Origin of the sequence: Streptomyces sp. Go-475 (assembly GCF_003330845.1) — a bacterium.
Taxonomy (GTDB): Bacteria; Actinomycetota; Actinomycetes; order Streptomycetales; family Streptomycetaceae; genus Streptomyces.
On record NZ_CP026121.1, the window covers coordinates 7,940,252 to 7,954,641 of the forward strand.

Below are 14,390 nucleotides of genomic sequence, written 5' to 3' on the forward strand. Positions count from 1 at the left end.
CCGCGGCACGCACGGCCGCGCCCGCTCCGCGCGTCCCGCCATGTGACCGCCGAACCGGCCGCGCACGCACGGGACTTCCGCCCACCCGTCAGCCGGTGACCGATCGATCGGAGAGCCGTCATGCCGTTGCTCGACCCCAGGAGCTGGCAACCCCACCCCCTCACGGGCCCCGGATACAGCGTCACCGAGCCCGCCACCGGCCAAGCCCTCGCCGGCCTCACCCTCGCCACCCCCGAGGACGTGGGGGCCGCCGCCGGACGGGCCGCGGCCGCCCAGCGCGCGTGGGCGAGCGCCCCGCACTTCGCCCGCGCCGCCGTGCTCCGCAAGGCGGGCGACCTGTTCACCGAGCACGCCGACGAACTGCGCGCGTGGCTCGTCCGCGAGTCCGGTTCGGTCCCCGGCAAGGCCGACTTCGAGCTGCACGTCGCCGCCCAGGAGTGCTACGAGGCCGCCGCGCTCGCCTCCCGCCCGGCCGGCCAGGTCCTGCCCAGCGAGGCCCCGCGCCTGTCGTACACGCGCCGCGTCCCGGCCGGCGTGGTGGGGGTGATCTCCCCGTTCAACGCCCCGCTGATCCTGTCCATCCGCTCGGTCGCGCCCGCCCTGGCGCTGGGCAACGCGGTGCTGCTCAAGCCGGACCCGCGCACGGCCGTCTGCGGCGGGCTGTCCCTGGCCGCGGTCTTCGCCGCCGCGGGCCTGCCGCAGGACCTGCTGCACGTGCTCCCCGGCGGCCCGGACGCCGGTCAGGCCCTGGTCGCCGACCCGCGCGTGCCGGTCATCTCCTTCACCGGCTCCACCGCCGCCGGACGGGCCGTGGGAGAGGCGGCCGGCCGTCATCTCAAGCGGGCGCACCTGGAACTCGGCGGCAACTCGGCCATGATCGTGCTGGAGGACGCCGACCTCGACGCGGTGATCTCCACCGCCGCCTGGGGCTCGTTCTTCCACCAGGGCCAGATCTGCATGACGACCGGACGCCATCTGGTGCACGCGTCCCTGTACGACGAGTACGTCGCGCGGCTGGCCGCCAAGGCCGACTCGCTCGCCGTCGGCGACCCGTACCGCGACCAGGTCCACCTGGGCCCCATCATCGACTCCGCCCAGCTCGCCAAGATCAGCGGCCTGGTCGAGTCCAGCAGGGCCGCGGGCGCCAAGGTCGCCGCGGGCGGCACGCACGACCGGCTGTTCTACCGGCCGACGGTCCTCGCCCACGTCGGCGACCACACCCCGGCCTACGCGGAGGAGGTCTTCGGTCCCGTGGCGCCCGTCCGGCCCTTCACCACCGCCGACGAGGCGGCGGCGCTGGCGGCGCAGAGCCCGTACGGCCTCTCCCTGGGCATCGTCACCCGGGACCCGGCCCGGGGCCTGGACCTCGCCGAGCGCATCCCGACCGGCATCGTCCACATCAACGACCAGACGGTGAACGACGAGGCCGTGGCGCCCTTCGGCGGAATCGCCGCCTCCGGCACCGGCGCCCGCTTCGGCGGCGAGGCCAACCTGGAGGCCTTCACCGAACTGCGCTGGACGACGGTGCGCGGGGACGTGGCCACGTACCCCTACTAGGAGCCGGCCCCCTGCTGGGGGCCCACTCCTCTCCCGAGGGCCCACCCCTCTGCTGGTGGGCCTCACCTCGGGGGGCGTGACACCCGCCCCCCGAGTTCCGTCACTGGCCCTGCTGAGCCTGCTGACCCTGCTGGGACTGCTGCTCGGCGATCGCCTTGCGGACCTCGTCCATGTCCAGGTTCCGGGCCTGCCCGATGACGTCCGTCAGAGCCGCCTCGGGCAGCGCGCCCGGCTGCGCGAACACGGCGACCTGGTCACGGACGATCATCAGCGTCGGGATCGACTGGATACCGAAGGCCGCGGCCAGCTCCGGCTGCGCCTCGGTGTCCACCTTGCCGAACACCAGGTCCGGGTTCTCCTCCGCCGCCTTCTCGTAGACCGGGGCGAACTGCTTGCACGGCCCGCACCAGGACGCCCAGAAGTCGATCAGGACGAACTCGTTGTCCGTGACCGTCTGGTCGAAGTTCTCCTTGGTGAGCTCCACGGTGCTGCTCATGGCGTAAATCCCTCTTCCTGGTGTGGGGTCAAGCCGTCGGCACAACACGGCCGACCGGACACGTATTCCGCGCCCCTACCCATGTGGCCAGGGTGCACACCACCCACCAGACTGACCCCATGACGGAAACGGAAACCAACACGTACGACGTCGTGGTGCTCGGGGCCGGGCCCGTGGGGGAGAACGTCGCCGACCGCACCCGCGCCGCCGGACTGACCACCGCGGTCGTGGAGAGCGAACTGGTCGGCGGCGAGTGTTCCTACTGGGCGTGCATGCCCAGCAAGGCCCTGCTGCGGCCGGTCATCGCCCGCGCGGACGCCCGCCGCGTGCCGGGCCTGAGCCAGGCGGTGCAGGGCCCCCTCGACGCGGCCGCGGTCCTCGCCCACCGGGACTACTACACCTCCCACTGGAAGGACGACGGCCAGGCCGGCTGGCTCGACTCCATCGGCGCCGACCTCCACCGCGGCCACGGGCGGCTCACCGGCCCCCGCACGGTGACGGTCACCGGCCCCGACGGCGGCGAGACGGTCCTGACCGCCCGGCACGCCGTCGCCGTCTGCACCGGCAGCCGCGCCGCCCTGCCGCCGCTGCCCGGACTGGACGAGGTCAGGCCCTGGACCAGCCGGGAGGCCACCAGCGCCAAGACCGTGCCCGGCCGGCTGATCGTCGTCGGAGGGGGCGTGGTCGCCACCGAGATGGCCACCGTCTGGCAGGCCCTCGGCTCGAAGGTCACCCTCCTCGTCCGCGGCAAGGGCCTGCTCGCCCGGATGGAGCCCTTCGCCGGGGAACTGGTGGCCGAGTCCCTCACCGAGGCGGGCGCCGACGTCCGTACCGGCACGTCGGTGGAGTCGGTGACCCGCGAGAACGGCACCGTGGTGGCCGTCACCGACAAGGGCGACCGCGTCGAGGCCGACGAGATCCTCTTCGCCACCGGCCGCGCCGCGCGCACCGACGACATCGGCCTGGAGACCATCGGCCTGGAACCCGGCTCCTGGCTCGACGTCGACGACAGCCTCCGCGTCACCGGCCACGACTGGCTGTACGCGGTCGGCGACGTCAACCAGCGCGCCCTGCTCACCCACCAGGGCAAGTACCAGGCCCGCATCGCGGGCGCCGCCATCGCCGCGCGGGCGACCGGGGAGACCCTCCTCGCCCAGCCGTGGGGCGCCCACGCGGCGACCGCCGACCACGCCGCCGTCCCCCAGGTCGTCTTCACCGACCCGGAGGCCGCGGCCGTCGGACTGTCCCTCGCCGAGGCCGAACAGGCCGGCCACCGGGTGAAGGCCGTCGACGTCGACCTGTCCTCCGTCGCGGGCGCGGGCCTGTACGCCGACGGCTACAAGGGCCGCGCCCGCATGGTCGTCGACGTCGAGGACGAGATCCTGCGCGGCGTGACCCTCGTCGGCCCGGGCGTCGGCGAACTCATCCACTCCGCGACCGTCGCCGTCGCCGGCCAGGTCCCGGTCGGCCGCCTGTGGCACGCCGTCCCCGCGTACCCGACGATCAGCGAGGTCTGGCTGCGGCTGCTGGAGTCCTACCGGGACAGCTAGGACAAGCCTCGGGACAGCCAGGACATGCCTCGGGACAGCTGGGACATCCGCTCAGGCCGAGGACACCAGCTCCAGGTACTCCTCGTCCCACAGGTCCTCGTCCGCGTCCGGCAGCAGCAGCACGCGGTCCGGGCGCAGCGCCCGGATGGCGCCCTCGTCGTGCGTGACCATGACGATCGCGCCCGGGTACGTGCCCACCGCGGCCAGGACCTCGGCTCGGGAGGCCGGGTCCAGGTTGTTGGTGGGCTCGTCCAGGAGCAGCACGTTCGCGCCCGAGTGCACCAGACAGGCCAGGGCCAGGCGGGTCTTCTCACCGCCGGAGAGGACGCCGACGCGCTTGCCGGCGTCGTCCCCGGTGAACAGGAACGAGCCGAGGACCTGGCGGACCTCGCCGTCGGTGAGGTGCGGGGCGGCACCGGCCAGGTGCTCGCGGACCGTCGACTCCGGGTCGAGGGTGTCGTGTTCCTGCGCGAAGTAGCCGAGGCGCAGCCCGTGCCCGTGGACCACCCGGCCGCTGTCGGGCGCGTCCTGCCCGGCGAGGATCCGCAACAGGGTCGTCTTCCCGGCGCCGTTGGGCCCGAGCACCACCAGCCGGCTGCCCCGGTCGACGGCGAGATCGACGCCGCGCAGCACCTGCCGTTCGCCGTACGACCTGGTCAGGCCGACCGCGCCGAGCGGGATCCGGCCGCAGGGCGCCGGCTCGGGCAGCCGGATCCTGGCGGTCTTCTCGGCGCGCCGGGCCGGTTCGAGGTCGGCGAGCATACGGTCCGCGCGGCGCGCCATGTTCCGCGCGGCCACCGCGGTCGACGCGCGGGCCCGCATCTTGCCCGCCTGGGCGTGCAGGGCGGCCGCCTTGCGCTCGGCGTTGGCCCGCTCCCGCGTCCGCCGCCGTTCGTCGGCGTCCCGCCGTTCGAGGTACGTGTCCCAGCCGGTGTTGTGGATGTCGAGCGCCGCCCGCCCCGGGTCCAGGTGGAAGACCCGGTTCACCGTGGAGGCCAGCAGGGACGTGTCGTGGCTGATCATCACCAGCCCGCCCTGATGGCTCGTCAGGAAGGTGCGCAGCCAGGCGATCGAGGCCGCGTCGAGGTGGTTCGTCGGCTCGTCCAGCAGCAGGGTGCCGTGCCCGGCGAACAGGATGCGGGCCAGCTCCACGCGGCGGCGCTGCCCGCCGGAGAGCGCGCCGAGCGGCCGGTCCGCCAGCTCCGCCGGCAGGCCGAGCCCGGCGGCGACCCGGGCGGCCTCCGCCTCGGCCGCGTAGCCGCCGCGCGCCTGGAACTCGGCCTCGGCGCGCGCATAGGCCCGCATCGAACGCTCCGTCCCGTCGGCCATCGCGGCCTCCGCGCGGCGCAGCGCCCGTACGGCCCGGTCCAGGCCGCGCGCGGACAGGATCCGGTCGGTGACGGTGACCGACGGGTCGGCCGCGCGCGAGTCCTGCGGGAGATGACCGACGTCGCCGGTGCGGACGACGGTCCCGGCGGCGGGCCGCAGGGTGCCCGCCAGGGTGTGCAACAGCGTTGTCTTTCCAGCGCCGTTGCGGCCGACCAGGCCGACGCGGTCGCCGGGGGAGATGTGGAAGGAGACGCCGGACAGCAGCAGACGCGCGCCCACGCGCACGTCGACGTCACGAACGGTGATCATGAGAAAACGCTCCGAACAGGCAAGAGGACACACGGGTGGCGTGGAAGCGGGTCCTCGGCTAGGAAATTCGGGGCGTAGACATGCGGCCACGGTAAGGGAAGCGCCGCGTCGGACGCCTCCGGTTTTTTCTCGTCCCTACGGCAGTTCGAAGCCGAGCGCCCGCGCGGCCTCGTGAGGCGTCGGCTGCGCCCAGCGCTCCGCCACCGCCTGGTGGGAGGAGAGCGACCGCGCCTCGGCCCGGTCCAGGTACAGCACCCCGTCCAGATGGTCCGTCTCGTGCTGCACGATCCGCGCGGGCCACCCCGTGAACACCTCGTCCAGGGCGCGCCCGTGCTCGTCCTGCCCGGTCAGCCGCACCGCGCCGGGCCGCGCCACCACCGCCTGGTACCCCGGCACACTCAGGCAGCCCTCGAAGAACGCGGCCCGCGCGCCACCGACGGCCTCGTAGGCGGGATTGACCAGCACCCGGAACGGCTGCGGCACCCGCCCGCGCACCACCCGCACCTCCTCCGGCACCGGTGCCGGATCCTCGATCACCGCGATCCTGAGCTCCACGCCGACCTGCGGCGCCGCCAGCCCGACCCCCGGCGCCGCGCGCATGGTGACGCGCAGGGCCTCGACGAACCGGGCCAGCAGCGCGGGGTCCAGCTGACCGTCGTACGGCTCGGTGCCACGCCGCAGCACCGGGTCACCGGCCGTGACCATGGTCAAGGGGCCGTCGCTGGCGAGGAGTTCCTCGACCCGCTCGGCCAGGGGTGCGCGATCACTCGGAGTTCCCATCGCGTCAGGATGACACGGCACCCTCCCCCTTCGAGTGGCACAGGTCACACACCCCCTTCGGGAACTGGACGCCCCTCCGCTCCGACTACTGCACAGCAACGGCCAAGAAGACGTCCCCCGGGAGAAGCCCGCCGATGACCACCGCTCCCTCGACCACCACGGACGAGGCCCCGCGACCAGCCGCCCCGGCACCGTCGAAGAACAGCTGGGCCCCGCTGCGTCCCCTCGTCCTGCGCCTGCACTTCTACGCAGGGGTGCTGGTGGCGCCGTTCCTCCTCGTCGCCGCCGTCACCGGCCTGCTGTACGCCGCCTCCTTCCAGGCCGAGAAGATCGTCTACGACCACGAGCTGACCGTCCCCGTCGGCGAGCGGAAGCTGCCGATCAGCGAGCAGGTCGCCGCCGCCCGCAAGGCCCACCCGGAGGGCACGGTCTCGGCCGTACGCCCCTCACCCGAGGACGACGCGACGACCAGGGTGCTGCTGTCCGGCGTCCCGGGCGTCGACGAGGGGCACACGCTCGCCGTCTTCGTCGACCCCTACACCGCGAAGGTGCGAGGCGCCCTCGAACAGTACGGCGCGACCGGCGCGCTGCCCCTGCGCACCTGGATCGACGAGTTCCACCGCGACCTCCACCTCGGTGAACCGGGGCGGCTGTACAGCGAGTTGGCGGCCAGCTGGCTGTCGGTGATCGCGGCCGGCGGGCTGGTGCTGTGGTTCTCCCGCCGGCGCGCCCTGCGCAAGGTGCGGGGGACGAACGGGCGGCGCCGCACGCTCGGACTGCACGGCAGCGTCGGCGCCTGGGCGGCCGCCGGGTTCTTCTTCCTCTCGGCGACCGGTCTGACCTGGTCGGCCCACGCCGGGGCCTCCATCGACGAGCTGCGGACCTCGCTGGGCCAGGCCACCCCGTCGGTGTCGGCCGCGGCGGGCGGTGAACACACCGGTCACGGCTCCGCCGCCGGACAGGCGGGGGACGCCGCGCACGGGGTGGGCCTGGACAAGGTCCTGGCGGCGGCGCGGGCCGAGGGCCTCGGCGACCCGGTGGAGATCGTGCCGCCCGCCGACGCGAACTCGGCGTACGTCGTCAAGCAGGTCCAGCGCAGCTGGCCCGAGAAGCAGGACTCCGTCGCGATCGACCCGGCCAGTGGTGAGGTCATGGACGTCCTGCGCTTCGCCGACTACCCGGTGCTCGCCAAGCTCACCCGGTGGGGCATCGACCTGCACACCGGCGTGCTGTTCGGCCTGGTCAACCAGATCGCCCTGATGCTGCTCGCGCTCTGTCTGATCCTGCTGATCGTCTGGGGCTACCGCATGTGGTGGCAGCGCGGCCGCGGCACCGCCTTCGGGCGGCCGGTCCCGCGCGGTGCCTGGCAGCAGGTGCCGCCGCAGATACTGGTGCCGCTGCTGGCGGTGACCGCCGTGCTCGGGTATTTCCTGCCCCTGTTCGGCATCCCGCTGGCGGTGTTCCTCGCCGTCGACATCCTGCTGGGCGAGATCGCCTACCGGCGGGGACGGCGCTCGTACGGCCCCGGGGCCCCCGCGCAGTAGCCGACCCGCCGACCTCCAGGGCCACCTGTGCGTCCCTGGAGGTCAGAGCTGCTCGAAGTCACCCGCGAGCGCCGAGGCGATCCGCAGGTGCGACTCCGCCTCCTCGTGCCGGTTCTGCCGCTGGAGCGTACGGCCCAGCATCAGCCGGGCGTAGTGCTCGACCGGGTCCCGCTCGACGATCGTCCGCAACTCGGCCTCGGCGCGCCGCAGTTGCGCCGAGTGGTAGTAGGAGCGCGCCAGCAGCAGGCGCGGTCCGGTCTGCTCGGGCGCCTCCTCGACCAGCCCGACCAGGACGCGCGCGGCGGCGGCGTAGTCCTTGGCGTCGAAGAACAGCAGCGCGCGCTCCCAGCGCTCCGCCGGTGTTCCGTGGGCGTAGTAGGTCTCGTCGTAGGTGGTGTTCACGGGTGGCCTCCTTCGAGGCCGACAACCGAACCTGTTGGTTCAATATTCCACGACTTGGTGAGGCCGGCCGGCTCGGCGTCCGCCCGCTCCTTGATCAGGTTCAGCACCCGGGCGGGCGACGGTGACGCGCTGACGCGGGGGCCTCGGCCGCACTAGGTTGGGCGCCATGAGCAATCTTGAGCGGGAGGCGGTCCCCGCCCTGTGCGGTGGCCGTGGCTTCGTGGTGGCCGAGCCGGTGCGTGAACTCCTCAGCCCGCGCCGCGTGAAGCTGGGCGAGTCCAGCGAGGTCCGCCGGCTGCTGCCCAACCTCGGCCGCCGGATGGTCGGGGCCTGGTGCTTCGTCGACCACTACGGCCCCGACGACATCGCCGACGAGCCCGGCATGCAGGTGCCGCCACACCCCCACATGGGCCTGCAGACGGTGAGCTGGCTGCACGAGGGCGAGGTGCTGCACCGCGACTCCACCGGCAGCCTCCAGACGATCCGCCCGCGCGAGCTGGGCCTGATGACCTCCGGTCGGGCGATCAGCCACTCCGAGGAGAGCCCCCGCTCGCACGCCCGTTTCCTGCACGGCGCGCAGCTGTGGGTCGCCCTGCCGGACAGCCACCGCCACACCGACCCGCGCTTCGAGCACCACGCCGACCTGCCGGTCGTCACCGCGCCCGGCATCAAGGCGACCCTGATCCTCGGCGACCTCGACGGCGCGAGGTCGCCCGGCACGGCCTACACCCCGATCGTCGGCGCCGACATCGCCCTGGACCGGGGCGCTGACGTGCGCCTGCCCCTGGAACCGGACTTCGAGTACGCCGTCCTGTCCATGTCCGGCGAGGCCCACGTCGACGGCGTCCCGGTCCTGCCCGGCTCGATGCTCTACCTCGGCTGCGGCCGCAGCGAGCTGCCCCTGCGGGCGGAGTCGGACGCGGGCCTGATGCTCCTGGGCGGCGAGCCGTTCGAGGAGGAGTTGATCATGTTCTGGAACTGGATCGGACGGTCGCAGGAGGAGATCGAGCAGGCGCGGCGGGACTGGATGGAAGGGTCGAGATTCGGGGAGGTGAAGGGGTACGACGGGGCTCCACTGCCCGCACCGGAACTGCCGCCGGGGCAGTTGAAACCGCGGGGAAGGGTGCGCTGACCTGCGGAAACGCATCCGCGTTGGTGGCCGCAGAGCGGAAGGCGGTCGGGTAATTCTCACTGTCTTCCACCTGCTTGCCGGAGGCCGTCCAAACAGCCGGCTGGTTCAGGCCGGCGCGGTTGGCGATTCCACGGTGTGGCTGTCTGTGGGCGGCTGTGGCAGGACTCTTGCTGACCTAATGCTGACTTTGCTGACGCCTTGTCAGACTCGGGCGAGGGGCTCTTTGTCCAGCTTCGGGGCTTGCGGAGGTGTTTGCAGGTTGGTGGCGTCCCGCCGAGTGGTGTAGCCATCCGGACCGCGCCGGTCCGGATGTCCTGTGATCGGCCGGCCCGGCCGAAGCTCCGCGCCGCTGCGCCAGCCGGGCCGGGCGGCGTGGGCCGCCCGGCCCCGGGGTGTCGGGCCGAACCCGGCCGCGACCTGCGAAGCCGCGAAGGCTGCCCGGCTACACCACTTGGCGGGACGCCACCTGCAGGTTCGGTGGTGTCCAGGCCGATGCTGACCTGGTTGGCGGTCGAGTCAGGCGTTGTGGAACGGTAGCGTCGCTCGCACTGCCGCCTTGTCGAGGTTCCACAAGATTCCGATGTGCCGCTCTCCGTCGGCAGCGCCGCTTGTGTCCGACCTGAAAGGCGCTGCGCCCGAGAGGGACTAGCAGGTTCTTGGTCTGCTGGGCCCGCGTCGGTATTCGGTGCGGGCCTGCCGGCGCCAGCCGCCGTCGGTGGGGACCGCCGGCGGCGCGAGCGCCCGTTCTTGGAGCAGATCGAGATCGTGCCGGACGGCTCGGCTCGACAGACGCCGGCTGATGGCGATTCGACCCCTCAAGGGGCCCGGCGGCCCTGCGGTGGTGCCCACCATCAGGTGGCGGCTGCGTCTGCGCTGTACCGCGTGGTCTGGCGTGTCTTGCCTGTTCATCCGTTCGGGAGAGCGTGTCCGTGTGGCAGTGCTCAGCGGCCGCAGGTGGGGACAAGGTTGTTCGGTGCCGGCCCGCGGTGGACGGCCTGCCGGGCGAAGGCCATGACGCCAGAGGGCGGGCGGCGCCGGAGCGCCGAAAGGGCCGAACCGACCCGGTGCACGGGGTCGGTTCGGCCCTTGCTCGGACGTCACATGTGTACGACGCGGGCGGCGTCAGGGTCCTGCTCCGGTACGCCGCGTCGGTAGAGGATGACGCTGATGACCAGGCCGACGGCGAAGAAGACGGCTGACCACCAGTAGGCGGTGGAGTAGGCCTCCAGGCCCGCATGGGCCTGCACGGCGGGGTCCCTGGGGTCCTTGCCGGTCAGATAGTCGGTGGCGGCGCTGGTGGCGAGGGTGTTGAGCAGGGCGGTGCCGATCGAGCCGCCGACCTGCATCATGGCGTTGACGGTGGCGGAGGCGACCCCGGAGTGCTCGGCGTCCACGCCTGTGACGGCCAGGCTCATACCAGGGGGCATCACCAGGCCGAGGCCTAGACCCACCACGACCAGAGTCGGCAGGATGTCCGTGACGTAGGAGCTGTGCAGGTCGAGGGCGGTCATCCAGACCATGCCGGCGGCGGCCAGGCCCATGCCGAGCGGGACCACGGGCTTGGGGCCGACGCGGGGGATCAGCACGCTGGTCGCGAGGGTGGAGCTGATCACCAGCGCGCCGGTCATGGGCAGGAAGGCCAGCCCGGTCTCTATGGGCGTGTAGCCGAGGCTCTGCTGCAGGTAGTAGGTGAGGAAGAGGAACACCCCGAACATGCCGGCGCCGCTGATCAGCACCGCGATGAAGGAGGCGCCGCGGTTGCGGTCGAGCAGCACGCGCAGGGGCAGCAGGGGATGGGAGGACCTGGTCTGCCACACGGTGAACGCGGCGAGCAGGACGACTCCGGCGACCAGCCAGCCCCATGTCTGCGGCGAACTCCAGTCATGACTCTCGGCGTTGGCGAAGCCGTAGACCAGGCTGAACAGGCCGCCGCCGACGAGGACGGCGCCGGGGATGTCCAGGCTGGTGGTCTTGTCGCGGGTGGTACGGCGCAGCAGGAGGGCACCTCCGAGGAACGCCGCACCGGCGAAGACGAGGTTGACGTAGAGGGTCCAGCGCCAGTCGAGGTGCTCGGTGAGCACACCGCCGAGCAGCAGGCCGATGGCACCGCCGGCGCCGGCGATGGCGCCGTAGACACCGAAGGCCCTGGCGCGCTCCTTGGGGTCGGTGAACGTCGTGGTCAGCAGCGACATCGCGGCCGGGGCGAGCAGGGCCCCGAACAGGCCCTGGCCGACGCGCGCGGCGACCAGCATCTCGAAGCTGTTCGCGGCGCCGCCCAAGGCGGAGGCCCCGGCGAAGCCGACCAGTCCGACCAGGAAGGTGATCTTGCGGCCGAACAGGTCGGCTATGCGTCCGCCGAGCAGCAGCAGGCTGCCGAAGGCGAGGGCGTAGGCGGTGACGACCCACTGCCGGTCGCCGTCGGAGAAACCCAAGTCCTTCTGGGCCGAGGGCAGGGCGATGTTCACGATCGTCGAGTCGAGCACCACCATGAGCTGGGCTACGCCGATGACGGTGAGAATCCACCAGCGACGGCGAGGTGGTGCGCCCGAGGACGGGAGCGGGGACACGTTGGCCTTGGCCGGTGTGTCGAGGGAGGTTTGAGACATGACGAAGTCTCCAGAGAAGCGGCGAAGGAGCAGGAAGGTGCGGTGATGTGAGGCGGACGGCTGCTTCGTTGGAGCTCGTCACGTGATGCGGTCAGTGATCGCGTAGCTGTCAGGCCGCCGGCGTACCTGAGCGACGGACCTCCGCATGGCGCTGAAGAGCGACACCGAGGGGAAGAACAGCCGCGATCGGTTGGGATTCGGGCCCGGGCTCTTCGGCGGCCTGTCGGCGGGCTGCCTGCGCCGAGGCGGGGGAGAAGGTCTGCCAGTACCGGGCCTGCCGGTTCAAGGTGCTGATCAGCGGCACGAGGTCGGTCGCGGCCGGGACGTCGGGGATGCCCAGCCGGTCTGCCGCGGTGTTCCCGAGGGACCGCCGCAGCACGCAGTGGATGAGGTCTTCCAACTGCTCCTCGGACAGGACCGCGCCCGGCGCGTGAGCCGTCGCGTGGGCCTGTGCGCCGATCACGGCGGCTGTCGCCGCGCGTGAGGTGTCATCGGGTGCGGCCGTCATGGTGTTCAGCAGGTCCTGCACGCGGCGGGCGCCGGCGTGGTCGGTGACGTCCCTGTACAGGCGCTCGTCGAGCCCGAGGAGATGGGCGACGTAGGACCAGTACCGGTAGAGGTGGCTCTCCTCCTCGGCAGTGATGTCGATGCCGACGGCCGTCAGGGCCTCGAAGGCGGTGAGGGTGAAGCCGAGCCAGGTGCGTGCCATGTCGAGCTGGCCGATCGGCAGACCCGGGACGCCCATGTCCCAGTCCGTGAGGGAGGCGGCCCGCATGCGGGCGTGGCGCAGCCGGGCCTCGACGGTGGCCACGTACCCGGGCCCTCCGCGCAGCAGCCCGCCCGGACGGATGGTCTGCCGCGCCCACACCCCGGTCTCCGCGAGCCGGCGCGAAACGGTCGGCGTCGGCCTGTCGCTTCGCATCAGCAGCCGAGCGGTGGCCGGGCAGGCGTAGGTGTGAGCGAGAGCACTGGTGATCACACAGAGGCCGAACCACAGGGGCGGGACGGACAGGCTCACGGTGTCGCCGCGGTGGAGCATCAGAGGGTCGACCCAGGAAGGGGTCGTCTCCACCTGCTTCAGCAGCGCGGAGACGGCTTTGGGGGGCCGCTCGTCGAGACCTGCCAGCCCTTTCCTCAGACCGGCGTCGAGAGCCTGCCGCGCCTCGGGGCCGTAGAGGTCCAGTTCGGCGATGACGGCGTCGGCGAGCGGATCCCCGGCGGTGAGCAGTGGCGCCATGCGGTCGGCCTTCGTGGAGGGTCGGCGGCCCACCGCTTCGAAGGCGATCACTCGTTCGGAGGGTGTGTGAGGGGTGTGGTTCGCGGTCATGTGGCTCTCTCACTTCCGAGAAGGTGCGACCAGGGCGTCGGACGCACTCGGTTCCCGAGCCGGTCGGGGAGGTGCGGATGTCCGTCACGAACAACGTCTGACACCTGTCAGATTAGAGGCAATCTGACAGATGTCAAGTAAGCTTGTTTCACGTGACCTCAGGGCCGGACTGCGGGCAACCCTCCCAGGCAGCCGAGGCAGGTCTTCTCGGGAAGAGCGTGAGGCCGACGTACGACGCCTGTGAGGTGCACGCCGCGCAGGCACGAACCAGCAGTCATGGAGGCAGTGATGGGAGTACGAACGGAGTCCGTCAGGCGGCCGGGGCGCCCAGGGGCCGGCACTCCGGCGGTGCCCGAGGAGGAGAGCATCCTCCAGCGGGGCCTCGAGGCCTTCGCGGAGCTGGGCTACGACCGTGCCTCCGCACGTGAACTGGCCCGCCGCCTGGGCGTCAGCCACAACTTCATCAACGACCGGTACGGGTCGAAGGCGGCCTTCTGGCGTGCGGTCATGGACCATGCGCTGGGGCCGCAACTGGAGAGCCTGCTACAGGCGGATTCCGGTATCGACGACGCCGAGCGGCTGCGCCAGATCGTCACCGGCTTCTACCGCGCCGCGGCGGACACGCCGTTGATCGGACGCGTCTTCGTCGACGAGTCGTCCCGGGACACCGAACGGTTGGACTATCTGTACGAGCGCTTCGTCGCTCCGACCCTTCAGCTCATGACGCCCAGCATCGAGCGGCTCGTCGCCTCCGGACGCATGGCGCCCATTCCGAAGGACGTGCTGTTCTTCGCTGTCATCCCGCCCGTCGCGGGAATGGTGGAGGGCCCTCTGGCACGGCGCCTCGGCCGACCGGAATCCGCCTCGTCACAGCAGCTCACGGACACAGCGGAGGCGCTGGCTACGCTCGTGGTCAACGGACTCCTCGCGACGGGCGCGCCAAGCGGCCGGTGAGCTCGGCCGGGTGCCCGTCCGGCGGATCTTGGAGCCCGTATCATGCTCGATGCACAGATCGGCCGGGGCGACCCGCTGCAGCCGGCCGGCCCTGACGGCCGGCTCGCCCCTCCAAGACGGCCATGCCGTCCCCGCTCGGCACGGACGGCGTCGAGGCCACCGGCAGGATCGTCGCCGTCGGCGACCGTTCCCGCGTGGTGATCCTCGCCACCTTCAACGCGTCGGGCACCTGCGTCAGGTACTTCAGTGCGACGGCCGTCCTTCCTGCAGGCCCATGGCACCGGTGACCAGCGGCTCGGGTATCCGTGCAGGAACCCTTCGCCAAGCCGGACCACGAACGGGTGCTGCGCCAGCAGTTGCGCCGCCCACCGGATGTCGGTGTCCGCTCCGGCCAGGCGGCTGAC

At 72.2% G+C, this 14,390-nt stretch carries 12 protein-coding genes; 6 read left to right on the top strand and 6 right to left on the bottom strand.

Annotation, left to right across the window (positions count from 1 at the left end):
* The first annotated feature begins 120 nt into the window (after positions 1–120).
* The gene (locus C1703_RS36090) at positions 121–1,557 is read left to right on the top strand and encodes an aldehyde dehydrogenase family protein (RefSeq protein WP_114256786.1); all 1,437 of its coding nucleotides are present in this window, start codon (positions 121–123) and stop codon (positions 1,555–1,557) included.
* A 100-nt stretch (positions 1,558–1,657) separates the two neighbouring features.
* On the opposite strand, the gene trxA is transcribed toward C1703_RS36090, so the two are convergent.
* A complete protein-coding gene (gene trxA / locus C1703_RS36095) occupies positions 1,658–2,053 on the bottom strand; it encodes a thioredoxin (RefSeq protein WP_114256787.1) in 396 nt (131 codons plus the stop codon).
* A 119-nt stretch (positions 2,054–2,172) separates the two neighbouring features.
* Here trxA and C1703_RS36100 point away from each other — a divergent pair, with 119 nt between their 5' ends.
* On the top strand, positions 2,173–3,603 hold the full coding sequence (locus C1703_RS36100; RefSeq protein WP_114256788.1) for an NAD(P)/FAD-dependent oxidoreductase: 1,431 nt from the start codon (positions 2,173–2,175) through the stop codon (positions 3,601–3,603).
* 51 nt (positions 3,604–3,654) lie between these two features.
* On the opposite strand, the gene C1703_RS36105 is transcribed toward C1703_RS36100, so the two are convergent.
* Both C1703_RS36105 and C1703_RS36110 read right to left on the bottom strand, forming a co-directional pair.
* Positions 3,655–5,241 (bottom strand): ABC-F family ATP-binding cassette domain-containing protein, encoded by a 1,587-nt coding sequence (locus C1703_RS36105; RefSeq protein ID WP_114256789.1) that lies wholly within the window; start codon positions 5,239–5,241, stop codon positions 3,655–3,657.
* Between the two features lie 135 nt (positions 5,242–5,376).
* Positions 5,377–6,021: a peptide deformylase gene (locus tag C1703_RS36110; RefSeq protein ID WP_114256790.1), complete on the bottom strand. Its 645-nt coding sequence runs from the start codon at positions 6,019–6,021 to the stop codon at positions 5,377–5,379.
* Between the two features lie 134 nt (positions 6,022–6,155).
* On the opposite strand from C1703_RS36110, the gene C1703_RS36115 reads away from it, so the two are divergent.
* Entirely contained in the window at positions 6,156–7,565 is a 1,410-nt protein-coding gene (locus tag C1703_RS36115) for a PepSY domain-containing protein (RefSeq protein WP_114256791.1), read from the top strand.
* Positions 7,566–7,607: 42 nt separating this feature from the next.
* Here the strand turns inward: C1703_RS36115 and C1703_RS36120 are convergent, their stop codons facing one another.
* On the bottom strand, positions 7,608–7,967 hold the full coding sequence (locus tag C1703_RS36120) for a tetratricopeptide repeat protein (protein ID WP_114256792.1): 360 nt from the start codon (positions 7,965–7,967) through the stop codon (positions 7,608–7,610).
* Between the two features lie 166 nt (positions 7,968–8,133).
* On the opposite strand from C1703_RS36120, the gene C1703_RS36125 reads away from it, so the two are divergent.
* Entirely contained in the window at positions 8,134–9,099 is a 966-nt protein-coding gene (locus C1703_RS36125; protein WP_114256793.1) for a pirin family protein, read from the top strand.
* 1,097 nt (positions 9,100–10,196) lie between these two features.
* Here the strand turns inward: C1703_RS36125 and C1703_RS36130 are convergent.
* Positions 10,197–11,705, bottom strand: a complete 1,509-nt coding sequence (locus C1703_RS36130; RefSeq protein WP_114256794.1) for an MFS transporter — start codon at positions 11,703–11,705, stop codon at positions 10,197–10,199.
* A gap of 109 nt (positions 11,706–11,814) precedes the next feature.
* On the bottom strand, positions 11,815–12,993 hold the full coding sequence (locus C1703_RS36135; RefSeq protein ID WP_232840687.1) for an oxygenase MpaB family protein: 1,179 nt from the start codon (positions 12,991–12,993) through the stop codon (positions 11,815–11,817).
* Positions 12,994–13,380: 387 nt separating this feature from the next.
* On the opposite strand from C1703_RS36135, the gene C1703_RS36140 reads away from it, so the two are divergent.
* Positions 13,381–13,986: a TetR/AcrR family transcriptional regulator gene (locus C1703_RS36140; protein WP_232840688.1), complete on the top strand. Its 606-nt coding sequence runs from the start codon at positions 13,381–13,383 to the stop codon at positions 13,984–13,986.
* Between the two features lie 122 nt (positions 13,987–14,108).
* The gene (locus C1703_RS39150) at positions 14,109–14,273 is read left to right on the top strand and encodes a hypothetical protein (RefSeq protein ID WP_157993205.1); all 165 of its coding nucleotides are present in this window, start codon (positions 14,109–14,111) and stop codon (positions 14,271–14,273) included.
* The last annotated feature ends 117 nt before the right edge of the window (positions 14,274–14,390 follow it).

Bases quoted from the DNA above. Each gene is read 5' to 3' on its own strand.
- C1703_RS36125 (WP_114256793.1), top strand. From the start codon at position 8,134: ATGAGCAATCTTGAGCGGGAGGCGGTCCCCGCCCTGTGCGGTGGCCGT.
- C1703_RS36105 (WP_114256789.1), bottom strand. From the start codon at position 5,241: ATGATCACCGTTCGTGACGTCGACGTGCGCGTGGGCGCGCGTCTGCTG.
- C1703_RS36115 (WP_114256791.1), top strand. From the start codon at position 6,156: ATGACCACCGCTCCCTCGACCACCACGGACGAGGCCCCGCGACCAGCC.
- C1703_RS39150 (WP_157993205.1), top strand. From the start codon at position 14,109: ATGCCGTCCCCGCTCGGCACGGACGGCGTCGAGGCCACCGGCAGGATC.
- trxA (WP_114256787.1), bottom strand. From the start codon at position 2,053: ATGAGCAGCACCGTGGAGCTCACCAAGGAGAACTTCGACCAGACGGTC.
- C1703_RS36090 (WP_114256786.1), top strand. From the start codon at position 121: ATGCCGTTGCTCGACCCCAGGAGCTGGCAACCCCACCCCCTCACGGGC.
- C1703_RS36100 (WP_114256788.1), top strand. From the start codon at position 2,173: ATGACGGAAACGGAAACCAACACGTACGACGTCGTGGTGCTCGGGGCC.
- C1703_RS36110 (WP_114256790.1), bottom strand. From the start codon at position 6,021: ATGGGAACTCCGAGTGATCGCGCACCCCTGGCCGAGCGGGTCGAGGAA.
- C1703_RS36130 (WP_114256794.1), bottom strand. From the start codon at position 11,705: ATGTCTCAAACCTCCCTCGACACACCGGCCAAGGCCAACGTGTCCCCG.